The 22,862-nt window shown below is 71.6% G+C and carries 17 protein-coding genes and 1 pseudogene; 10 read left to right on the forward strand and 8 right to left on the reverse strand.

The genetic code is table 11. The features are described from left to right. Positions 1-131 precede the first annotated feature (131 nt). On the forward strand, positions 132-2,984 hold the full coding sequence (locus ABZ642_RS31730) for a DEAD/DEAH box helicase (RefSeq protein ID WP_360490093.1): 2,853 nt from the start codon (positions 132-134) through the stop codon (positions 2,982-2,984). 61 nt (positions 2,985-3,045) lie between these two features. Here the strand turns inward: ABZ642_RS31730 and atzF are convergent. From atzF to ABZ642_RS31750, 4 genes and pseudogenes are all read right to left on the reverse strand, one after another. Continuing rightward, positions 3,046-4,716 (reverse strand): annotated as a pseudogene (gene atzF, locus ABZ642_RS31735) (allophanate hydrolase); the annotation flags it as partial. 4 nt (positions 4,717-4,720) lie between these two features. Continuing rightward, entirely contained in the window at positions 4,721-8,233 is a 3,513-nt protein-coding gene (locus ABZ642_RS31740; RefSeq protein WP_360490095.1) for a 5-oxoprolinase/urea amidolyase family protein, read from the reverse strand. Next, the gene (locus tag ABZ642_RS31745; RefSeq protein WP_360490097.1) at positions 8,230-8,832 is read right to left on the reverse strand and encodes an urea amidolyase associated protein UAAP2; all 603 of its coding nucleotides are present in this window, start codon (positions 8,830-8,832) and stop codon (positions 8,230-8,232) included. Before ABZ642_RS31745 ends, ABZ642_RS31740 begins: the two co-directional genes overlap by 4 nt. After that, positions 8,829-9,653, reverse strand: coding sequence for an urea amidolyase associated protein UAAP1 (locus ABZ642_RS31750; protein ID WP_360490099.1), 825 nt, complete (start codon positions 9,651-9,653; stop codon positions 8,829-8,831). The genes ABZ642_RS31745 and ABZ642_RS31750 overlap by 4 nt, the downstream gene beginning before the upstream one ends. A gap of 185 nt (positions 9,654-9,838) precedes the next feature. Here ABZ642_RS31750 and ABZ642_RS31755 point away from each other — a divergent pair, with 185 nt between their 5' ends. The 6 genes from ABZ642_RS31755 to ABZ642_RS31780 all read left to right on the forward strand — a co-directional run bounded on the left by ABZ642_RS31755 (position 9,839) and on the right by ABZ642_RS31780 (position 15,407). Then, a complete protein-coding gene (locus tag ABZ642_RS31755) occupies positions 9,839-10,465 on the forward strand; it encodes a TetR/AcrR family transcriptional regulator (protein ID WP_360490101.1) in 627 nt (208 codons plus the stop codon). Between the two features lie 358 nt (positions 10,466-10,823). After that, entirely contained in the window at positions 10,824-12,446 is a 1,623-nt protein-coding gene (locus ABZ642_RS31760) for an ATP-binding protein (protein ID WP_360490103.1), read from the forward strand. Further along, the gene (locus ABZ642_RS31765; RefSeq protein WP_046726726.1) at positions 12,443-12,850 is read left to right on the forward strand and encodes a roadblock/LC7 domain-containing protein; all 408 of its coding nucleotides are present in this window, start codon (positions 12,443-12,445) and stop codon (positions 12,848-12,850) included. Before ABZ642_RS31760 ends, ABZ642_RS31765 begins: the two co-directional genes overlap by 4 nt. Before the next feature lie 134 nt (positions 12,851-12,984). Beyond that, positions 12,985-13,281, forward strand: a complete 297-nt coding sequence (locus tag ABZ642_RS31770; RefSeq protein ID WP_360490392.1) for a DUF742 domain-containing protein — start codon at positions 12,985-12,987, stop codon at positions 13,279-13,281. Beyond that, the gene (locus ABZ642_RS31775; protein ID WP_360490105.1) at positions 13,262-13,882 is read left to right on the forward strand and encodes an ATP/GTP-binding protein; all 621 of its coding nucleotides are present in this window, start codon (positions 13,262-13,264) and stop codon (positions 13,880-13,882) included. Before ABZ642_RS31770 ends, ABZ642_RS31775 begins: the two co-directional genes overlap by 20 nt. A 22-nt stretch (positions 13,883-13,904) precedes the next feature. Beyond that, positions 13,905-15,407, forward strand: a complete 1,503-nt coding sequence (locus ABZ642_RS31780) for a cytochrome P450 (RefSeq protein WP_360490107.1) — start codon at positions 13,905-13,907, stop codon at positions 15,405-15,407. A 5-nt stretch (positions 15,408-15,412) separates the two neighbouring features. Here ABZ642_RS31780 and ABZ642_RS31785 read toward each other — a convergent pair whose 3' ends face one another. Both ABZ642_RS31785 and ABZ642_RS31790 read right to left on the reverse strand, forming a co-directional pair. Beyond that, positions 15,413-16,360: an RluA family pseudouridine synthase gene (locus tag ABZ642_RS31785; protein WP_360490109.1), complete on the reverse strand. Its 948-nt coding sequence runs from the start codon at positions 16,358-16,360 to the stop codon at positions 15,413-15,415. A gap of 111 nt (positions 16,361-16,471) precedes the next feature. Further along, positions 16,472-18,001: an amino acid permease gene (locus ABZ642_RS31790; protein WP_360490111.1), complete on the reverse strand. Its 1,530-nt coding sequence runs from the start codon at positions 17,999-18,001 to the stop codon at positions 16,472-16,474. A gap of 211 nt (positions 18,002-18,212) precedes the next feature. Here ABZ642_RS31790 and ABZ642_RS31795 point away from each other — a divergent pair, with 211 nt between their 5' ends. The 3 genes from ABZ642_RS31795 to ABZ642_RS31805 all read left to right on the forward strand — a co-directional run bounded on the left by ABZ642_RS31795 (position 18,213) and on the right by ABZ642_RS31805 (position 20,804). Then, positions 18,213-18,845, forward strand: a complete 633-nt coding sequence (locus ABZ642_RS31795; protein ID WP_360490113.1) for a PadR family transcriptional regulator — start codon at positions 18,213-18,215, stop codon at positions 18,843-18,845. 178 nt (positions 18,846-19,023) lie between these two features. After that, positions 19,024-20,031: an ABC transporter ATP-binding protein gene (locus ABZ642_RS31800; RefSeq protein WP_360490115.1), complete on the forward strand. Its 1,008-nt coding sequence runs from the start codon at positions 19,024-19,026 to the stop codon at positions 20,029-20,031. Next, positions 20,028-20,804 (forward strand): ABC transporter permease, encoded by a 777-nt coding sequence (locus ABZ642_RS31805; protein ID WP_360490117.1) that lies wholly within the window; start codon positions 20,028-20,030, stop codon positions 20,802-20,804. Before ABZ642_RS31800 ends, ABZ642_RS31805 begins: the two co-directional genes overlap by 4 nt. An 88-nt stretch (positions 20,805-20,892) precedes the next feature. Here the strand turns inward: ABZ642_RS31805 and ABZ642_RS31810 are convergent, their stop codons facing one another. Continuing rightward, entirely contained in the window at positions 20,893-21,741 is an 849-nt protein-coding gene (locus ABZ642_RS31810; protein WP_360490119.1) for a siderophore-interacting protein, read from the reverse strand. Between the two features lie 115 nt (positions 21,742-21,856). Continuing rightward, positions 21,857-22,786, reverse strand: a complete 930-nt coding sequence (locus tag ABZ642_RS31815; RefSeq protein WP_360490394.1) for a 5'-3' exonuclease — start codon at positions 22,784-22,786, stop codon at positions 21,857-21,859. Between the last annotated feature and the right edge of the window lie 76 nt (positions 22,787-22,862).

A 22,862-nucleotide genomic window follows, 5' to 3' on the forward strand; every position in this document is an offset into this window, starting at 1 on the left:
GCCCCCACCCCCGCGGGGTTGTGAGCCTCTGCTCCCTGGCCGCCTGCGGGGTCGCCGCCCGGGCCGGGGGCGGGCCCCCCCCCCCGCGCCGCCCCCACCTCTTTGTCGTCCGTCGTCCCATGTTCCGGATAATGATCGTCCTGTTGTCAGTGGGGACCGGTACGCTCGAAAGCACGATGACAGAGGACCTCTCACCGGCCGAGCGGTATGCGGCGGCCCGCAGGCGGGCCGCCGAGCAGGCCACCGCGCTCGCGTCTTTCCGCGAGATGTACGAATTCGGCCTCGACCCCTTCCAGATCGAGGCCTGTCAGGCGCTCGAAGCCGGGAAGGGCGTACTGGTGGCCGCCCCCACCGGCTCCGGCAAGACGATCGTCGGCGAGTTCGCCGTCCACCTCGCCCTGGAGCAGGGCAAGAAGTGCTTCTACACGACACCCATCAAGGCGCTGTCGAACCAGAAGTACGCCGACCTGTGCCGCCGCTACGGCGCGGACCAGGTCGGCCTGCTCACCGGTGACAACAGCGTCAACTCCGACGCCCCCGTGGTCGTGATGACCACCGAGGTGCTGCGGAACATGCTGTACGCGGGCTCCCAGACCCTGCTCGGCCTCGGCTACGTGGTCATGGACGAGGTGCACTACCTCTCGGACCGCTTCCGCGGCGCCGTCTGGGAAGAGGTGATCATCCACCTGCAGGAGTCCGTGACCCTGGTGTCCCTGTCGGCGACCGTGTCCAACGCCGAGGAGTTCGGCGACTGGCTCGACACCGTCCGCGGCGACACCGAGGTCATCGTCTCCGAACACCGGCCCGTCCCGCTGTTCCAGCACGTGCTCGCCGGGCGCCGGATGTACGACCTGTTCGAGGAGGGCGAGGGCCAGAAGAAGGCCGTCAACCCCGACCTCACCCGGCTGGCCCGGATGGAGGCGAGCAGACCCTCCTACCAGGACCGCAGGCGCGGGCGTGCCATGCGCGAGGCCGACCGGGAGCGCGAGCGCCGGCAGCGGTCCCGGGTCTGGACACCGGGACGCCCCGAGGTCATCGAACGGCTCGACGCCGAGGGCCTGCTGCCCGCCATCACCTTCATCTTCAGCCGCGCCGCCTGCGAAGCCGCCGTCCAGCAGTGCCTGTACGCGGGCCTGCGGCTCAACGACGACGAAGCGCGCGAACAGGTGCGCACCCTCGTCGAGCAACGCACCTCGTCGATCCCGCGCGAGGACCTGCACGTCCTCGGCTACTACGAATGGCTGGAGGGCCTGGAGCGCGGTATCGCCGCCCACCACGCGGGCATGCTCCCGACCTTCAAGGAAGTCGTCGAGGAACTCTTCGTACGCGGCCTGGTGAAGGCCGTGTTCGCCACCGAGACCCTCGCGCTCGGCATCAACATGCCCGCGCGCTCGGTGGTGTTGGAGAAGCTCGTCAAGTGGAACGGCGAGCAGCACGCCGACATCACCCCCGGTGAGTACACCCAGCTGACCGGCCGCGCGGGCCGGCGCGGCATCGACATCGAGGGTCACGCCGTGGTGCTGTGGCAGCGGGGGTTCAGCCCCGAGCACCTCGCGGGGCTCGCCGGTACCCGCACCTATCCGCTGCGCTCCAGCTTCAAGCCGTCGTACAACATGGCGGTCAACCTGGTCGAGCAGTTCGGGCGGCACCGGTCGCGAGAGCTCCTGGAGACCTCGTTCGCGCAGTTCCAGGCCGACAAGTCGGTCGTCGGCATCTCCCGTCAGGTGCAGCGCAACGAGGAAGGGCTCGAAGGCTACAAGGAGTCCATGACCTGCCACCTCGGCGACTTCGAGGAGTACGCGCGGCTGCGGCGCGAGCTGAAGGACCGGGAGACCGAACTCGTCCGGCAGGGCGCGGTCGAGCGGCGGGCCGAGGCGGCGGTGGCACTGGAGAAGCTCAAGCCGGGCGATGTCATCCACGTGCCGACGGGCAAGTACGCCGGGCTCGCGCTGGTCCTTGACCCCGGGCTGCCCGCCGGGCGGTCCAACGGCCACCGTGGCTTCGAGCACCACGACGGGCCGCGGCCGCTGGTGCTGACCGCCGAACGGCAGGTCAAGCGGCTGGCGGCGATGGACTTCCCGGTGCCGGTCGAGGCGTTGGAGCGGATGCGGATCCCGAAGTCCTTCAACCCCCGCTCCCCGCAGTCCCGTCGGGATCTCGCGTCGGCGCTGCGCACCAAGGCCGGGCACATTCCGCCGGACCGGGCCCGCAAGAAGCGGTCGCAGGCCGCCGACGACCGTGAGATCGCACGGCTGCGGACCGCGATCCGGGCGCACCCCTGCCACGGCTGCAACGAACGGGAGGACCACGCCCGTTGGGCCGAGCGGTACCACCGGCTGATGCGGGACACCTCGCAGCTGGAGCGGCGGATCGAGGGCCGGACCAACACCATCGCCCGCACCTTCGACCGGATCGTGGCGCTGCTGACCGAGCTGGACTACCTGCGCGGCGACGAGGTCACCGAACACGGGAAGCGGCTGGCCCGGCTGTACGGCGAACTCGACCTGCTCGCCAGCGAATGCCTGCGGGCCGGGGTCTGGGAAGGGCTCGGTCCCGCCGAACTGGCCGCGTGCGTCTCGGCGCTGGTCTACGAGGCGCGTGTCGGGGACGACGCGATGGCCCCGAAGCTGCCCTCCGGGAACGCCAAGGCCGCGCTCGGCGAGATGGTGCGGATCTGGGGACGGCTGGACGCGCTGGAGGAGGAGTTCCGGATCACCCAGACCGAAGGTGTCGGGCAGCGGGAACCGGACCTCGGCTTCGCCTGGGCCGTGTACATGTGGGCCTCGGGGACGGGGCTGGACGAGGTGCTGCGGGAGGCGGAGATGCCGGCCGGGGACTTCGTGCGGTGGTGCAAGCAGGTGATCGACGTGCTCGGGCAGATCGCCGCGGCGGCTCCGGTGGAGGGGTCGACTGTGACGAAGACTGCGCGGAAGGCGGTCGATCTGGTGCTGCGGGGGGTTGTGGCCTACTCGTCGGTGGGGTGACGGGCGCGGGCGCGTGGGGGCTGGTCGCGCAGTTCCCCGCGCCCCTGGAGGGGCGCGCCTGTCAGCCCTCTTCCAAGAAGGCTCGCCAGCCTCCGTGGTGCGTGATGTCCTCGGCGTCTGCCAGCGCGCTCGGTTCGCACAGGAAGCCGGGGACCCGGCTGCCATCCGCCAGCTCCACGCTGCCCAGGGCCATCGGGCGGGGGAGCGCTGCCAGCAGGCGGCCCAGGCCCTCAGCCGGTAGGTGCCAGATCTCCGTCTCGATCGCGGCACCTTCCTCGGGCACCCGCACCAGGCCGGGCTTCGGCGGCGTCGTCGGCAGGGCGTAGAAGCGGTACGTCGGTGCTGTGGTCGTCGTGCGGTCCAGTACCGCGCCCAGTGCCAGGAGCTGGGGGTTCAGGGGCTGGCCGGTCAGGTGGGCGCCCACCACCGCCAGGCTCACCCGCGGCTCCAGGGCGCGGGCGATGGTGGCCAGGCGGTCGTCCGTGAAGGCGGGGCCGATCAGCATCACGCCGAACGGCAGACCGTTCACCTCTCCCGCCGGTACCGCGACCGCTGCCAGGTCGAAGAGGTTCGTGGAGTTGGTGAAGCGGCCCAGGCGGGCGTTGGCGCCCAGCGGGTCGGCCGCCACCTCGGCCAGGGTGGGGTGGCCTGGGGCCGTGGGGAGCAGCAGGGCGTCCGCGTCGGAGAGCTCGGCCAGGGCGCGGACCCGCAGGGTGGACAGGCGGTCCTGGTCGGTGAAGAGCCGGTGCGCCGGGAGGTCGCGGGCCCGGGTGATGATGCCGCTCACCGTGGGGTCGAGGCCTTCGCCGCCGGAGGAGAGCTGCTTGTCGATGAAGGGACCCACCGCCGTGTAGCGCTCCGCCACGAACGCGCCCTCGTAGAGCATCGCCGCCGCCTCGGTGAAGGGGGCCAGGTCGAGCGGGCGGACCGAGGCGCCCGAGGCGGCGAGACGCGCGACCGCTTCCTCGTACGCCTCCGCCCAGCCCTCGTCCAGTTCGCCGAGCTGGGAGAGCGGCGGGACCGCGATCCGCCAGGGTCCCGGGGCCCGCTGGGGAAGCGGCGGCAGCACGCGCTCCGGCGGGGCCGCCAGGTAGGACAGCGCCTGCTCGGCCTCCAGGAGCGTGCGGGCGAACACCGTCACGCAGTCGATGGAGGCGCAGGCCGGGACCACCCCGGTGGTGGGTACCAGGCCACGGGTGGGCTTCAGGCCGACGATGCCGTTGAAGGCGGCCGGGATCCGGCCCGACCCCGCCGTGTCCGTGCCGAGCGCGAAGTCGACGATCCCGAGGGCCACCGCCACCGCCGAGCCCGAGCTGGAGCCGCCGCTGATCCGGGTCGGGTCGACGGCGTTGCGGACCGCGCCGTAGGGGGAGCGGGTGCCGACCAGGCCGGTCGCGAACTGGTCGAGGTTGGTCGTGCCGAGCACGAGCGCGCCGGCCGCGCGCAGGCGGGCCACCACCGGGGCGTCGGCCTCCGGCTCGTAGGCGTACGCCGGGCAGCCCGCCGTCGTCGGCAGTCCCAGTACGTCGATGTTGCCCTTGGCGGCGAACAGGCGCCCGGCGAGGGGGAGGCGCTCACCCGCGGCCACCCGCTCGTCGATCGCCCGGGCCTGCGCCTCGGTCTCCTCCCGTGGGCGCAGGTCGATCCAGATCTCGGGGCGGTCGACCGCTTCGATGCGCGCGTAGGCGGCACGGACCCGGGAGACGGTGCTGGACATGGTCTGTTGCTCCTGTCGGTCAGTTCGCGGTCGGCGCCAGGACGAGCAGCGCCGTCCCCGCCTCCACCTGGTCGCCGGGCCTGGCCAGGATCTCCGTCACCACGCCGGCCATCGGGGCGTGCACCCTGGACTCCATCTTCATCGCCTCCAGGGCCAGGAGGGTCTGGCCGGTGGTCACCTCCTCGCCGGGTGCCACGTTCAACTGCCATACGGAGGCGGCGAATTCGGCCTCTATCAGTCGACCGCCCGGCGGGACGGACACCTCGGCCGGCGCGGTGGACGCGGGTGCCGTCGCCGCCTGAGCCCGCGCGAACTCCCCGGCCGCCTCCCAGGCGTCCCGCTCCGCGCCGAAGGCCTGCCGCTGGCGTGCCCTGAAGTCCCCGATGGCGTCGGCGTGTTCGGAGAGGAACTCCTGGTAGGACGCCAGCGAGAACGTCCCCTCCTCGATGCGTGGCACGAACCTGCCGGAGGTGATGTCGGCCCGCAGGTCGAGGAGTTCGTCGGCGGAGACCGGATACCACCTGATCCGGTCGAAGAAGCGCAGCAGCCACGGCGAGCCGGGCTGGAACGCCCCGCGCTGCTGCCAGCCCGACCACACCTGGGTGGTACGGCCCACGAACTGGTAGCCGCCCGGGCCCTCCATGCCGTAGACGCACAGGTAGGCGCCGCCGATGCCGACGGAGTTCTCGGCGGTCCAGGTGCGGGCCGGGTTGTACTTCGTGGTGACCAGGCGGTGGCGCGGGTCCAGGGGGGTGGCGACCGGGGCACCCAGGTACACGTCGCCCAGGCCCAGGACCAGGTACTCGGCGTCGAAGACCGTGCGATAGACGTCCTCGACCGAGTCCAGGCCGTTGATCCGGCGGATGAACTCGATGTTCCACGGACACCAGGGGGCGTCGTCGCGGACGCCCGCCATGTAGCGGGCGATCGCCTCGCGGGTCGCCGGGTCGTCCCAGGAGAGGGGGAGGTGGACCGTGCGGGAGGGCACCACCAGTTCGCCGGTGGGCGGCAGTCCCCGGACGATCTCCCTGACGCCGGTGAGGAGTTCGGCCTGGGTGAGCAGGCTCGGGTCGGTCCGGATCTGGAGCGAGCGGATCCCCGGGGTGAGGTCCGTGACCCCGGGCAGGTCCGCCGCCGTCACCGCCTCCATCAGCGCGTGGACGCGCATCCGCAGGGCCAGGTCCAGCTGCATCGGGCCGAACTCGACCAGCAGGTTGTCGTCGCCGCTGCGCCGGTAGGTCACGTCCCCGTCGCGGGCCAGGACACCGCCGTCGAGGATCTCCGGGCGGGGCGCTCCGGTCACGTCGACCGGGGCGAAGCGGACCGTGTCGCCGGGCCGGAGCTGGCCCAGTTTCCAGCGGTCGCCGCTCAGGACGGTCGCCGGGCACACGAACCCGCCGAGGGAGGGGCCGTCGGGGCCGAGCAGGACCGGCATGTCGCCGGTGTAGTCGACGGCGCCGACCGAGTAGGGGGTGTCGTGGATGTTGGACGGGTGCAGGCCCGCCTCGCCGCCGTCGGTGCGGGCCCAGCGCGGCTTGGGGCCGACCAGCCGGACCCCGGTGCGCGCCGAGTTGAAGTGCACCTTCCACTCGGCCGCGTAGAAGTCCCGGATGTCGTCCTCGGTGAAGAACTCCGGTGCGGCATGGGGGCCTTCGACGGCCCCGATGTGCCAGACGGCGGCGAAGGACGGGCGCTCGGCGACGGGCACGCCGTCCGTGACGGCGCCGCCGTGCAGGACGTCACCCGTGCGCAGCGCCCGGCCGCCGTGGCCGCCGAACCGGCCCAGCGTGAAGGTGCTCGCGCTGCCCAGGAAGGCGGGCACGTCCAGGCCGCCGCCCGCGAAGAGGACGTAGGTGCGCAGCCCGTGTGCGGAGGGGGCGCCGATCTCCAGCAGCCCGCCCGCCGGTACGGTCACCGGTTCCCACTGCGCGACCGGGGCGCCGTCCAGTGTCACCGGGGCCGGGGCGCCGGTCACGCAGACGGTCGTGGTGTGCGTGAAGCGCAGGGACGGGCCCTGGAGGGTGCATTCGAGGCCGGGCGCGCCCTCCGGGTTGCCCAGCGCGCGGTTGCCGAGCCGGAAGGAGCGGTCGTCCATCGGGCCGCACGGGGGCACCCCGACCTGCCAGTAGCCGGTGCGGCCCGGCCAGTCCTGGACCGTGGTGAGCGTGCCGGCGGCGACGACCTCGATCCGGGGGGTCGGGTCGGTGACCGTGGCGAGGGTCGCCGTCGAGTGGGCGGCGGCCCGGGAGGCCGGTTCGGTGAGCGCGGCGCGGACCAGGCCCAGGTTGGTCTCGATGCCGTCGACACGGGTGCGGGCCAGCGCCTCGTCGAGGGCGCGCAGCGCCCGGTCGCGGTCGGGGCCGTGGGCGATGACCTTCGCGAGCATCGGGTCGTACGACGTCGTCACCTCGGTGCCGGTCTCCACCCAGCCGTCGACGCGCACCCCCGGCGGGAACTCCACCCGGGTCAGCAGGCCGGCGCTGGGCCGATGGTCACGGGAGGGGTCCTCGGCGTAGACGCGGGCCTCGACGGCGTGCCCTCGCGGTTCGCCCGGCTCCCGGACGACGTCGGACTCGCCCCTCGCCAGGCGCAGCATCCAGGCGACCAGGTCGACGCCGTAGATCTCCTCGGTGACCGGATGTTCCACCTGGAGCCGGGTGTTGACCTCCAGGAAGTAGGCCTCCTCGCGTGCCGCGTCGTACACGAACTCGACGGTGCCCGCGGAGCGGTAGCCCACGGCCGCGCACAGGTCGCGTGCGGAGGCGGCGAGTTGTGCGCGTACCCGGTCCGGCAGGCCGGGGGCCGGGGCCTCCTCGACCACCTTCTGGTTGCGGCGCTGCAGCGAACAGTCCCGGTCGCCGAAGGTGACGACCTTGCCCGCGCCGTCGCCGAAGATCTGGACCTCGACATGGCGGGCGTGCTCCACCAGGCGTTCCAGGAAGACCCCGGCGGAGGAGAAGGAGGCGGCGGCCACGCGCTGGACGCGGTCCCAGGCGTCGGTCAGTTCGGCAGCCGACCGACATGCCGACATACCGATGCCGCCACCGCCGCCGGTGGCCTTGAGCATCACGGGATAGCCGACGGCGGAGGCCGCACGGAGCGCCTCGGGCAGGTCGGCGAGGAGCCCCGTTCCCGGTGCGAGGGCCACTCCGGCCGCCTCGGCCGCCGCCCGTGCCGTGTGCTTGGCGCCGAACAGTTCCAGTTGCTCCGGGGTCGGGCCGACGAACACGATCCCGGCCTCCTCGCAGCGCCGGGCGAAATCGGCGTCCTCGGACAGGAAGCCGTACCCGGGGTGGATCGCGCCGGCGCCGGTGTCCTTGGCGGCCTTCAGGACCAGGTCGGCGTCGAGGTAGGACTCCTTGGCCGGGGCCGGGCCGAGCCGTACCGCCTCGTCGGCGAGGCGGACATGGGGGGCCGAGCGGTCGGGGTCGGAGTAGACGGCGACCGTGCGCAGGCCCAGTTCACGGGCGGTGCGGATGACACGGACGGCGATCTCGCCCCGGTTGGCGACCAGCAGGGTGTCGAAGCTCATCCGGCGGCCCCGATCGTCATCTGCACCGCTGTCGGTTCGAAGCCGTTGCACGGGTTGTTGATCTGCGGGCAGTTGGAGACCAGGACGAGGACGTCCCGTTCGGCCCGCAGCGTCAGCTTCAGGCCGGGGGCCGAGAGGCCGTCGACGATGCCGAGGGTGCCGTCCTGCTCGACCGGTACGTTCATGTACCAGTTGATGTTGGAGACCAGGTCGCGCTTGCCGAGGCCGTGCTTGGCGCCCTCCGCGAGGAAGTTGTCCACGCAGGCGTGCTGCGACCAGGTGTGGTGGCCGTAGCGCAGGGTGTTGGACTCCTTGGAGCAGGCGCCGCCGACCGTGTCGTGCCGGCCCACCTCGTCGGCGACCACGGTCATCAGGGGGGTGTGCTCGTTGGAGAGCAGCACGCTGCCGGTGGTGAGGAAGAGGGAGCCCTGGGCGTGGACGGTGTCGGGGGCGCTGTAGCGGACCGCCGTGTCGTGGGCGTCGTAGACGAGGAAGTCGACGGCCTGGTTGCCGTGCAGGTCGGTGATGGTCAGGGTCTCGCCGTCGCGGATGACGGCGGACCAGGCGGCGCGGGCCGGGACGATGGTCCCCGTGGTCATGCGAGCCCCCTCGCGGCGAGGAATTCGGCGGTGTTCAGGAAGGCGCGGCGGCCCTCTGGGGTGGCGTCCCAGAGCGGGTCGCCGGGCGGGGTCGGGGCGGCGCGCCAGGCCAGGACCTCCAGCGCGGTGCTGACGTAGTCGGGGCGCGGATCGGCCGGGTGCGGGACGTTCGCGATCAGTACGGTCAGGTCCTGCTCGGCGCGGAGCGTGACGCTGCCGCCGGGGCCGGCCGAGCCGGTGAAGTCCAGCGTGCCGTCCTCGCGCACCTCCACGCCCTGGAAGAACGACAGGGACGGCGGCAGGTCGCGCGGTTCCAGGCCGTGCTTCGCCGCCGCCAGCTTGAACAGCTCGCGGCCGGCGGGGGAGGGCGACTGCGGGGTGCCGTCGCCGTAGCGGCCGGTGTTGCGGACCAGGGTGGAGGTGCCGCACAGCGCGTCGTGGCGGCCGGAGGTGTCGGCGACGACGGAGGCGAGGACCCGGCCCTGGTCGGAGAGGAGCAGCACGCCCTCGCCGAGGTAGGCGTTCCACTGGACCTTGACCGTGTCGGCGACGTTCAGCCGCTCCCAGGGGCGGTCGGCGACATACAGCAGGAGGTGCGCGCAGGCGTCGCCGTGCGGGTCGGTCAGGCGCAGCTCGGTGCCGCGGGCCAGGACGCGGTGCGTGTAGTTGCCGCCCGCCACCGTCTCGGCCCAGACCAGGTGGCCCGCCTCGCAGGGCGGGTCCGGCCAGTCCGCGGCCGGTACGACGGGCATGGCCTCGGCGCGGGTGCCCTCCTGGGCGCGGGCATGCGCCCGGGCTCCGTACGTGGTCGCTGTCGCCATCGCTGACCTCCGGTTCCGTGGGCTCGGCGGTGTTTCTGTCGCCCGACAGAAATTAGGGGTGAGTGGGGTCCGTGGCGTTGCCGTGGCGTTCCGGCCCGGTTACCGAGGGCTCACCGGGGGAGCGCGGCCCGGCCGCCGGGCCTGGTGGTGATCGTCGTGCGGTGCCGTGTGCGAGGATCGAACGCATGGGGACGAGCAGTGGCCGCCGGGTCGGCCGGCCGCGGGCGGCGCAGCGGCCTGACAGCGGCCTGGATCCGCGAGCCGAACTGCTCGTGGCCGCAGCCGAGTTGTTCACCACCATCGGCTACGCGGCCACCACCACCCGGGCGGTCGCCGAGCGGGCGGGCATGCGGCAGGCGTCGATGTACCACTACGTCTCCGGCAAGGAGGAACTCCTCGCCGAGCTGCTGGAGTCCACCGTCACTCCGTCGCTGGACTGCGCGCGGGAACTGCTCGCCGACGACGTGACGCCGGCCGAGGAGCGGCTGCGGGCGCTGTGCCGGGCCGACGTGGAGCTGCTGTGCACCGGACCGCACAACCTTGGCGCGCTCTACCTGCTGCCCGAGGTGCGCACCGAGCGGTTCGCCGGGTTCCATGCCGTGCGCTCCGAACTCAAGGACGCCTACCGGCAGTTGATCGCCGCGACGGCCGTCGGCGGGGGGCTCGCCAAGGGGGAGCTGGAGCTGCGGACCGACCTCGTCTTCGGGCTGATCGAGGGCGTCATCCTGATCCACCGCTCCGAACCGGAGCGTCCCGTCGACGAGTTCGCCCGCGCCACGGCCGACGCCGCGCTGCGGATCGCGGGGGTCTGAACCGGGCGGCCGGGGCCGCGGGTCGGAGTGTCCGGACCCTGCGGAGGTTTCGGGTCGGAGGGCTGTTTCACCCGTCACGGTGAGTCACCTTCGCGCGTCCGTGCGACGTGACGCAACGTGTGCGAACACATGCCGTGCGTGCGAAACGACCGAGGGTACTCCAGTCGTTTGGGCCTTTTCAGGTGCTTGCCGAATATGACACGGCGTTGATCCGGTCGGACTAAGCTCGCCCGCGGCGCACCGAGTTGAGATGAATTCGTGCGCCTGTTCCCAATCATACGGAAGATCCTGACTGCTCCATGAACCTTCCCCCCACGAACTTCCCCGACACCCAGCCGATTCGTCTCAGAAGGCATACATGGTGAGTGTGCAATCGCCTCCCAATGGCCGTGAAATTTCCCTGGCGCGGGTGCTGTTGCTGCCCGCCATACTGATGGCCGTGGCGACCGCCGCAGCCGTCCTCCTGGTGGCGGAGCCCGCCCGGACCGCCGTCGGCGTGTGCGGGGCCGTCGGCACGCTGCTGGTGCTCGCGACGGCGGCGGAAGCGGTGCGCCGCGGCCGTAGGCTCCAGGACGCCAAGGCCGAGCACGCCCGTCACAGTGCGTATCTGGAACAGCGCCTCACCACGAGCGACCAGGAGATCGACCGCCTCGGCAAAGAGGTGTTCCCGACCGCGCTCTACCGGCTGAAGGCCGGCGAGTCCCCCAAAGAGGTGATTCGCCAGGTCTTCGATCTCGACCCCCGGCTGCGTCAAGCCCCCGAGTCGCAGCGCCGGCTGATCCGCACCATGCTCGACATCGTCGACGAGGAAGACCTCCAGCGCGACTCTCTGGAGCGCTCGTTCGTCAGCGTCGCCCGGCGCGTCCAGGCCATCGTCCACCAGCAGGCACACGAACTGCGGGAGATGGAGGAGGACCACGGCCGCAACCCCGAGGTCTTCGACGACCTGCTGCGCATCGACCACGGCACCGCGCTGATCGGACGCCTCGCCGACTCGGTCTCCGTGCTCGGCGGCGGCCGCCCCGGTCGTCAGTGGCCCAACCCCGTCGCCCTCTACAGCGTGCTGCGCGGCGCCATGTCGCGGATCCTGGAGTACCGGCGCATCGAGCTGCACTCGATCTGCCAGGTCAACATCAAGGGCACCTCGGTCGAACCGCTCATCCACGCGGCCGCCGAACTCCTCGACAACGCCACCCGGTACTCGCCGCCCTCCACCAAGGTGCACGTCACCGCCGTCGAGGTGCAGTCCGGCGTGTGCATCGAGATCGAGGACGCCGGCGTCAGCCTCAACGAGGAGGCCCGCGGCCGCATCGAGGGCATGCTGGAGAAGGCCAAGCAGGGCAAGGACATCCAGGTCCTCGGGGAGAACCCGCGCCTGGGCCTCTCGGTCGTGGGCCGCCTCTGCACGACGTACGACATGGACGTCTCGCTGCGCGCCTCGGCGTACGGCGGTGTCCGGGCCGTCCTCATCGTGCCCAGCGACATGATGACCACCGACCCGGCCCCCGGCATCGCGCACGGCATCGGCGCCACCGGCATCCCGAAGCCCGAACTCGGCGCCCTCGAGGGACCCAAGCGGCCGCCCAAGAAGCGCCGGCCCACCAGCCCCCGCATCCCCGCCGGTATCTCCATGGAGGACGACGTCCCCGAGGTCACCGAGTGGACCGCGGGCGGCCTGCCGCAGCGGCGCAGCCGGATGAAGATGCCGCTCAGCCAGCGGCTCGCCGAACAGGCCGCCATCGAGCGCGCCGAGCGCGAGGGCAACCCGACCATCTGGTCGCAGCACAAGGAGCCCGAGCCGGTGGAGCCGGAGCCGGAGCGTCGCGAACCCGGGCTCTGGGTGGATGCCTTCTGGGAGGGGCTCAAGAAGAACAACCCGGGGGTCCACCCGACCGACTTCACCCGGAACCCGACCAAGTACCTGCATCTGATCAACGATCCGGCCGGCACCGACGCCGACGACGAGGGGGACCTCAAGTGATCCAGCAGCGAGGCAACTTCGACTGGATGCTCAAGCAGCTCGCCGACGGGGTGCCGGGCGTCGAGATGATCGTCGTGCTCTCCGCCGACGGACTGCGCATCGCCCGGCACGGCGGCGACCCCGACGCCGCCGACCGGCTCGCCGCGGCCTGCGCGGGCGTGCAGAGCCTGGCCGGAGCCGTCGCCCAGGAACTCCCGATCAGCAACGGCGACATGAACCTCGTCCTGATCGAGATCGACCGGGGCTACTTCTACCTCATGTCCGCCGGCGCCAACGCCTACCTCGCGGTGCTCGCCGACGTGACCTGCGAACCCGGGCGGATGAGCGAGATGATGCGCGACCTCGTCGTCCGCATCGGCGCCCATCTCACCAGTCCGCCCCGGCGGAACGGGCAGACCGTATGACTCCTCCGCAACGCAAACGCCGTCAACCCAGGCCGGGGCACCAGCCGCCACCGCCGCCGATCCCGCCCACGCCGCCGGCCGCCGAGGGCGGCGGCGAGGAGGGCGACAACAAGAACCCCGAGCGGCTCTACGTCATCAGCGGAGCCGACGGCGCACGGGCCGAACTCGACCTGGTCACCTTAATCGTGGCGCGCGCCGACCCACCGCCCTCGGTCACACCGGAGCAGGCGGTGCTGCTCCGGCTCTGTCTCGCCCCGCTGTCCGTGGCCGAGCTCTCGGCCTACCTCAATCTGCCGTTCAGCGCGATGACGGCGCTGATCACCGAGCTGATCACGGCCGAACTGGTGCAGGCGCGCGCCCCGATCGTCCGCCAGGCGCTTCCCGACCGTTCACTTCTCGAAGCGGTGATGCATGGACTTCAAAAGCTCTGAGACGATCCCCGGCCCCCGCACCGAGGATCAGCTGCCGCACACCGCCCAGGCCGCGGTGAAGATCGTGATCGTGGGCGGCTTCGGAGTCGGCAAGACCACCATGGTCGGGTCCGTCAGCGAGATCAGACCGCTGACCACCGAGGAGACCATGACCCAGGCCGGCATCGGGGTCGACGACAACTACGGCTCCGACTCGAAGACCGCCACGACCGTGGCCATGGACTTCGGCCGCATCAGCATCACCGACCAACTGGTCCTCTACCTCTTCGGCACCCCCGGCCAGGAGCGGTTCTGGTTCCTGTGGAACGGCCTGTTCGAAGGCGCCCTCGGCGCGGTCGTGCTCATCGACACCCGGCGCCTGGAAGTCAGCTTCGACGTGATGGGACGCCTGGAGGAACGCGGGGTGCCGTTCGTCGTCGCCGTCAACTCCTTCCCGGACGGGCCTCGTTACCCCATCGAGGAGCTGCGCACCGCGCTGGACCTGTCCCCCGAGATCCCCATCGTGGAGTGCGACGCCCGCCGCCGGGCCTCCAGCCGGGACGTCCTGATGACCCTGGTGCGCTTCCTGCACTCGCTCGCCATGTCCGGCGCGCTCACCTGACACCCCCTCCGGAGCGATCACTGTGACGCCTGAATCCCCCTCCCCGGCCGGCGCCAGCACGGACCCGGCCCCGCCGCCCGGCTGTCCGGCCCACGACCGCGGACCCGGCGGACTGCAACGGCTCTACGGCGCCGACGCCGACCACCTGGGCGACCTGTACGAGAAACTGCGCGAGGAACACGGCGCCGTGGCGCCCGTCCTGCTCCACGACGACGTACCGATCTGGGCGGTCCTCGGACTCACCGAGAACCTCCAGATGGTCCGCACCCCCGCCGTCTACACCCGCGACAGCCGCATCTGGACCCCGCTGCGGGAGGGCATGGTCAAGCCCGACCACCCGCTCATGCCGCACATCGCCTGGCAGCCCATCTGCTCCCATGCCGAGGGCGACGAGCACATGCGGCTGCGCGCGGCCGTTCAGGGCGCCATGACCACCATCGACCACCGCAGCATCCGCCGCCTCATCGGCCGCTACACCCAGCTGCTGGTCAACGAGTTCTGCGAGAGAGGCCGCGCCGAACTGGTCTCCCAGTACTCCGAGCACCTGCCGATGGCGGTCATGTGCGAACTGCTCGGCATGCCCGAGGAGTACAACGAGCGGATCGTGGAGGCCACCCGGGACGCACTCAAGGGCACCGAGACCGCGATCGCCAGCAACGAGTACGTCATGGGCTGCCTGACCCGGCTCACCGCCCGCCGCCGGGCCCGCGCCGAGGACGACTTCACCAGCCACCTCGTCACCCACCCCGCCGGACTCAACGACGACGAGGTCGCCCAGCACCTGCGGGTCGTTCTCTACGCCGCCTACGAGACCACCGCCAACCTCCTCGCCAACGCGCTGCGCATGGTCCTCACCGAGCCGGGCTTCCGCGCCCAGCTCAACGGCGGCCAGATGACGGTGCCCGAGGCGATCGAGCAGTCCCTGTGGGACGAACCGCCGTTCAGCACGGTCTTCGCCTACTTCGCCAAGCAGGACACCGAACTCGGCGGCCAGCGCATCCGCAAGGGCGACGGACTGCTGTACGCGCCCGCGCCGGGCAACGTCGACCCGCGCGTCCGCCCCGACCTGAACGCCAACATGCAGGGCAACCGGTCCCACCTCGCCTTCGGCGGCGGCCCGCACGAGTGCCCCGGTCAGGACATCGGCCGTGCCATCGCGGACGTCGGGGTCGACCAGCTGCTGACCCGGCTGTCCGACATCCAGCTTGACTGCGACGAGGAGGAGCTGCGCTGGCGCGCGTCGATCGCGTCCCGGCACCTGGTGGAACTGCCGGTGCGCTTCGACCCGAAGCCCAAGCAGGACGTGACCCTCATGCCCAGCCCCGCACTGGTCCCGCCGCAGCGCACGGACTGGCAGGTCGGCACCACCCGCCCGGCAGCACCGGCACAGGCACAGGCACCGGCACCGGCCCCCGAGCCGCAGCCCCTGCCCGTGGCACCCCCGCCGGCCGCGGCCGTGGCGCCGGAACCGTCCAGGCCCCAGGGCATCTGGCCGAGGCTGCGCCGCTGGTGGCTCGGCCACTGACCGGCCTAGAGTCCGGCCCACTCCTCGTACGACTCCCAGGCCCGCAGCGTCCGCCCGCTGCACAGCCGGTGCTCGACCCCCGTGACCGGATCGGTGAACTCCAGCCTCCGCGCCAGCAGTTGCAGCGGACGTCGGAAGTCACCGGCCGGCACGGGGCCGGTCACCTTGGGATACAGCGGATCGCCGAGAATCGGCACGCCCAGCGCGCTCATGTGGACGCGCAGCTGATGGGTCTGCCCGGTGTGCGGAGTGAGCCGGTACCTCCCCAACGGGCCCCTGCGCTCGACGAGTTCGACGAGCGTCTCCGCGTTGGGTACCCCCTCGACCTCTTGCGCCGCGGGCACCCCGCGCTCCTTGAGGATCCGGCTGCGCACGGTCCGGGGAAGGGCGAGCGAGGGGTCGTACGGCGCGATCGCCTCGTACTCCTTGCGCACCCGCCGCGCGCTGAACAGCGTCTGGTAGGCGCCCCGCTCCGCGGGCCGCACCGTGAACAGCACGAGCCCGGCGGTGAGCCGGTCCAGCCGGTGCGCGGCCCCCAGCGCGGGGATCCCCAGTTCCCGCCGCAGCCGGGCGAGCGCGGTCTCGGTGACGTGACTGCCGCGTGGGGTGGTGGCGAGGAAGTGCGGTTTGTCGGCGACGACGAGGTGGGCGTCGCGGTGGACCACTTCGAGGGCGAAGGGGACGGGAACCTCGGGGGGCAGGTCGCGGTGGAACCAGAGCCGGAGGCCGGGGGTGTAGGGCGTGCGGGCGTCGACGGGCTGTCCGTCGACGCCGACGACGAGTCCTGACGCCAGCATGTCCTCGACGACTCCGGGCGCGGCTCCGGACAGGCGTGCCACGAGGTAGTCACCGACGGTGTCCCACTCGTCGGAGAGGGGCAACCGCACCCGAACGGGATCCACCCCTTGACGCTGGGGGAGGGGCGAGGGCGGGATGCGGGGCTTACGTCTCATTGCAGTCAGCGTATGTGGAGAGGGGGCACTCCAGGGCCACGGTGGGTGAGGCGCCCCGTGCGGGGCGCGAGGAACTGCGCGACCAGCCGCGAACGGCCCGCAGTCGAACGACTACGCCACAGCCTCCGGCACGGCGACCGCCGCCGGCGACTGCGCCCGGATGATTCGCCAGACCGCACCCACCACAACCGTCACCGTCAGGAACAGCACGGTGAACCACCGGAAGTACCAGTGGCCCCCGCTCGGGTCGTACACCGCCCCCCGAGGCCACGCCAGATTCACGCTCATCACCAGCCCGTACAGCAGCGCCACCGCGTTGACCGGCACCCCCCACCGCCCCAGCGAGAACAACGGCGCCCCGGTCTCGTCCGTCCCCTCGACCCGGAACTCCCCCCGCAGCCGCCGCACCAGCAGTGGTCCGGTGACCATCGCGTACGCCAGATACAGCATCACGATGCACGTCGTCCCGATCGCCAGGAACGCGTCCGGCGAGGCGAAGTCGAGCAGCAGCAACGCACCGGCCAGCACCCCCACCACCACGGCCGGCGCCCCCGGCATGCCCGTGCGGGGGTTTACCCGCGCCAGGCGCCCGGCGAACGGCAGTTGCCCGTCCCGCGCCATGGAGAACAGCATGCGCGAGGCCGCCGTCTGGATCGCCAGCGTCGCCACCGCGATGGCCACCACCACGTCGGCCAGCAGCACCCGGCCCACTCCGTCGCCGAGACTGCTGGTCAGGACGTAACTCAACCCGTCCACTCCCAGCCGCCCGTCGGTCAGGCTCGGCGCGGCCAGCAGGCCGCCGAGGACGACCAGGCCGCCGAGCAGCCCCGCCGCCCCCAACGCCGTGAGGATCGTGCGTGGCGCGGTCCGCCGCGGCTGGTGCGTCTCCTCGCTCATCTCGCCCGCGCTGTCGAAACCGATCATCACGTACGCGGCCGTGAACGAACCGACCAGCAGCGCGCCCAGCAGGCCTCCCTCGGCTGCCGTGCCGGTGTGGAACGTGATGCCGGGGGAGCGCTTCGAGTGGGTGAGCAGCAGCACGATGATCAGGACCGCGCCGATGATCTCGGCGGTCACCCCGACCCGGTTGATCACGGACATCACGCGGTTGTCCATGATGTTCACGAGGGTGGTCAGGACCAGCAGGACGACGCCGAGGACGGCCGAGTTGGCGGCGCCGTCGGCCGAGGTCGGCGCCGGGTCGGTGCCGATGAGCTGGAAGCCGGACCAGAGCGCGGGCAGCACCATCTGCAGGGCCAGCGCGGCCGCCGCGACCACCACGATCTGCCCGACCACCATGATCCAGCCGGCGAACCAGCCGAAGGACGGGTTCGACAGGCGTGAGGACCACTGGTAGATCGCGCCCGAGATGGGATAGCGCCCCGCGAGTTCGGCGAAGCAGGCGGCCACCAGCAACTGGCCGATCAGCACGGCCGGCCAGGCCCAGAAGAAGACCGGGCCGCCGAACGCGTACCCGAAGGCGAAGAACTGGAAGACGGTCGTCAGTACGGAGATGAAGGAGAACCCGGCGGCGAACGAGGCGTACCGGCCGAGGCTGCGGTGCAGCTCCTGGCGGTAGCCGAACTCCTCCAGGGAGCGGTCGTCGGACTCCTTCAGGGAGCGGTCGTCGGTGGTCGTCACGGCGGTACCTGCCTGTCAGGGCGGATTTCCTGTCGGGCGACAGAAATTAGGGACGCGCTGTTTCGAAGGCGTCACACCGGCGTGTCCGGGGCGGGCCCAAGTCCTCACGCCCTTGCGGAGCGGCTTCTGACGCGATACATCGTGTGTATTGACGTCCGCTGTGGAGACGCGATATGTTCGGCCACGGATATTCGGAGGCGAGGTGGTCGGCATGGCGGTGAAGCGGCGCAAGCTCAGCAATCCTCTGGCGCTCGTCGTGCTGACCACCCTCTGGCAGAAGCCGATGCATCCGTACGAGATCGCCCAGACCATGCGCCGTCAGGGCAAGGACACCAGCACCCGGATCAACTACGGCTCGCTCTACACGGTCATGCAGAACCTGGAGAAGCACGGCTTCGTCGAGGTGGCCGACGTGGAGCGGCAGGGCAACCGCCCGGAGCGCACGGTCTACGGCATCACCGACGCCGGGCGCGAGGAGATGATCCACTGGCTGTCCGACCTGATGGCCGTCCCGGTGAAGGAGTACCCGATCTTCGAGACGGCCCTGTCTCTGATGGGCGCCCTGCCGCCCGACGAGGTCGCTCGCCTGCTGGAGGAGCGGCTGCGCTTCCTGGAGGTGGAGGTCACCGGCGGCCGGGCCGTGCTGGAGAAGCTGCACGAGACACTGCCCCGGCTGTTCGTCGTGGAGGTCGAGTACCACCTGCACATGCTGGAGGCGCAGACCGAATGGGTCCGCGGCCTCGTGCGGGAGATCCAGGACGGTTCGCTGCCGGGCGTCGAGGGCTGGCGCCGGTTCCATGAGACCGGCGAGTTCCCGCCGGAGTTCACGGAGGTGGACCAGTAGCAGAAACAGACCCCGGCAGAGCTGTTGCAGCAGCTCCGCCGGGGTCTCGAACCCCGAGCTGAACCCGCCGTGAGGCAGATCCGGGCGATCGAGGTGCGGCACACCCAGGATAGCCCGGCACTCCTCAGGCGGATCAGCTGTCATCCGCTGTCATCCGCTCATTCAGGAGAGCCCTGTCATGAACACCCGTGCGCCCGCAGTGCAGGCGCGCCAGCTGACCAAGACCTACCCCGGTGACGTCACCGCGCTGAACGGCATGGACGTCACCGTCGAACCCGGCACCGTCTTCGGGCTCCTCGGACCCAACGGCGCCGGCAAGTCCACCACCGTCAAGATCCTCACCACGCTGGCCCGCCCCGACTCGGGCACCGCCACCGTGGCCGGCCACGACGTGCTGCGCCACCCGGACCGGGTACGCCGGGCGATCGGCGTGGTCGCCCAGAACTCCGGCGCCGACCCGGTCGCCACCGGCCGCGAGAACCTCCAGCTCCAGGGCAGGCTCTACGGCCTGCGCGGCGCCGCCCTGAACCACCGGGTCGAGGAGCTGCTGGCCCGCTTCACCCTCACCGAAGACGCCGGCCGCCCGGTCAAGGGTTACTCCGGCGGTATGCGGCGCCGCCTCGACGTGGCCCTCGGCCTGGTCCACCGCCCCGAGGTGCTCTTCCTCGACGAGCCCACCACCGGCCTGGACCCCGAGGCCCGCACCGCGATGTGGGACGAGATCGGCCGGCTGGCCGGCCAGGAGGGTCTGACCATCCTGCTCACCACCCACTACCTGGAGGAGGCCGACCGGCTCGCCGAGCGGATCGCGATCGTCGACCGCGGCCGGATCGTGGTCGAGGGCACCCCCGACTCCCTCAAGGGCGAACTGCGCGGCGACGCCGTCCATGTGGAGCTGCGCGAGGCACCCGGCGAGGCCGGCCGCACCCTGCTCACGGGCGCCCTGAACGGGCTGGCCGGTGTGCACGAGGCGCTGTTCGACGGCCGCCGGATCAGCGCCCGCGCCGACGACGGGGCCGTCGCCGTGCCGGCGCTGCTCGCCGCGCTGGAGCGGGCCGGAGTGACCGTGGTGGCCGCGACCGTGGCCCGCCCCTCCCTCGACGACGTCTATCTGCGTTACGCGGGCCGCCGTTATGCGGAGGCCGACACCGCCGACGCGCTCGCCCCGGCCGGAGGTGCCCGATGAGCAACGCCCTTTCCCAGACCTGGTACATGACCCAGCGTCAGCTGCTGGTGTTCGCCCGCCAGCCGGCCTTCGCCGTCATCACCCTGATCCAGCCGGTGATCTGGCTGTTCCTGTTCGGCAACCTCTTCAAGAAGGTCGTCGAGCTGGGCGGCTTCGGCACCACCAGCTACCTCGACTACCTGGTGCCGGGCGTGGTCGTGATGAGCGCCCTCAGCTCCAACATGTGGGCGGGCATGGGCACGTTGGAGGAGATCCAGCGCGGCACCCTGAACCGCTTCCTGACCACGCCGGTCAGCCGGGCCGCGCTGATGAACGGCAACGTGGTGAACAACGGCCTGGTCACCGCGGGCCAGTCGCTCATCATCGTGTTGCTCGGCCTGCTGGGCGGCGCCGACTACCCCGGCGGGATCGGGGGCATCGCCATCCTCGTGGTGGCCGCCGTACTGCTCGGCACCGTCTTCGGGGCACTGTCCAACGCGCTCGGCATGCTGGTGCGGGAGCGGGAGTCGATCATCGGGATCAACACCTTCCTGCTGCTGCCGCTGACCTTCCTGTCCAGCGCCTTCATGGCGCCGTCCCAGATGCCCGGCTGGATGCGGCACATAGCCGACTTCAACCCGCTCGACTGGGCGATGGTGGCCGGGCGTTCGGCGATGTCGGCGGATCCCGACTGGGGTGCGGTGCTGGGCCGCGGCGGCGCACTGCTGGCGTTGGCGGTCGCGGCCGTGTGGCTGTCGATCCGGACGTTCAGGTCGTACCAGCGGTCGGTGTGACCGACATGAGAGCGGCGGCACCTCCGGGTGCCGCCGCTCTCAAGGCCGCACGGCTCAACGGTCCGTGCGGACTCGTCGCCTCGCGGGCTCAGGCGGCGGCCGCTCCGTCGCTCTCCTGCTCCGCCTCGATGCGGGCGTTCCAGTCGCGCTTGGAGGCCTGCCAGCCGTCCTCGTTGTGGCCGAGGCGCCAGTAGCCGGAGATCGACAGGTCCTCGCGCGGGATCTGGCGCTCGACGCGCAGCAGGGCCCGCAGGTCCTTCACGAAACTCGCCTCGCCGTGGACGAAGGCCTGCAACCGGCCCTCCGGGAACTCCAGCCCCCGTACCGCCTCGACCAGCGCCTCGCCGACGGGGCGCGCGCCCCGGTGCAGCCAGACCACCTCCACATCGGAGTCGATCTTCTGCTCCTCCTCGGGGCCGGAGATCTCGATGAAGGCGAAGGCCTTCGCCCCTGAGGGCAGGGACTCCAGGGAGCGGGCGATCGCGGGCAGCGCGCTCTCGTCGCCGGCGAGCAGATGCCAGTCGGCGTCCGCGGAGGGGGCGTAGGCGCCGCCGGGGCCCATGAAGCGCACGGTCTCGCCGGGCTGGACACGGCAGGCCCAGGGTCCGGCCAGGCCCTCGTCGCCGTGCACGACGAAGTCCAGGGCCAGTTCACGGTGCTCGGCGTCCCAGGAACGCACCGTGTAGGTCCGGGTCACCGGCCAGTGCTCGCGCGGGAACTCGGCGCGGATCCGCTCCACGTCGAAGGGCTCCGGATAGGTGACGCCCGCCGGCCCGAAGAGGAGTTTCACGTAATGATCGGTGCAGGTGTCCGGGGCGAAGCCGGCCAGTCCGTCACCGCCGAGAACGACGCGCTGCATGTGCGGGGTCAACCGCTCGGTGCGCACCACCTGGGCGGAATGGGGCTTGCGCGGCTTACGTACCGGGCGCTCTGCCATGACCGACCTCCGTGCTTCATCGCTTAGGTTTACCTAAGTTAGCATCTCCTTCGTAGTTAACACCTCTTCCATGAACACTTGATGAGTGTGTTTTGCCAGACCAATTCTCCGCCACTCACCCGCCGAGTGTCAGCAGCAGCCGGTGCAGTGAGCCGCCCAGCCCCCAGCGCGCCGACAGCGCGTCCAGCCGGGCGGGATCGCGCGGGGCCTTCGGGAGGGTGGTGTCGACGTCCGGCAGCGGCACGTCCCCGGCGACCCGGACCACCGTCGGCGCGACGGCCACATAGGGCCGGGCCTCGTCCAGCCGCTTGCGCTGCGACGGTGTGAGCCTGGCCTTCGGGTCGTCGACGGCGGCCATGATCCCGGCCAGGTCACCGAACTCGGCGAGCAGCTTGGCGGCCGTCTTCTCGCCGATGCCCGGCACCCCCGGCAGACCGTCGCTCGGGTCGCCGCGCAGCAGCGCCAGATCCGCGTACCCGGGCCCGTCCACCCCGTACTTCTCGCGCAGCCACGCCTCGTCCGTCATCTGCAGGGTGCCGACGCCCTTGAGCGGGTACAGCACCCGCACCCCGCGCCCGTCGTCCACCAGCTGGTAGAGGTCACGGTCGCCGGTGACGATGTCGACCGGGCCGTCCGCGCGCGCGGTGAACGTGCCGATCACGTCGTCCGCCTCGTAGCCCGCGACGCCGACCCGGGCGATGCCGAGCGCGTCCAGCACCTCCTCGATGACCGGCACCTGCGGGGAGAGGGTGTCCGGCACCTCCTCCTCGTCCGGTCCCGTCGCGCGCTCCTCGGCGACCCGGTGGGCCTTGTAGGAGGGGATGAGGTCGACCCGCCACTGCGGCCGCCAGTCGGCGTCCATGCAGGCCACCAGCCGGTCCGGACGGTGGTCCTTGACCAGCCGGTCGATGAAGTCCAGCAGCCCGCGCACGGCGTTCACCGGCGTGCCGTCCGGAGCCTTCACGGAGTCCGGGACGCCGAAGTAGGCGCGGAAGTACAGCGAGGCGGTGTCGAGAAGCATCAGTCGTGCGGTCACGCCTCGCATCATGCCGTACGGCACCGACAGCGACGGGGCGCTTGGCGGCCGTACGGCACGGACGGTCACGGGGCCCGTGCGCGAG

Source organism: Streptomyces sp. NPDC007157 (assembly GCF_040634235.1).
Classification (GTDB): Bacteria; Actinomycetota; Actinomycetes; order Streptomycetales; family Streptomycetaceae; genus Streptomyces.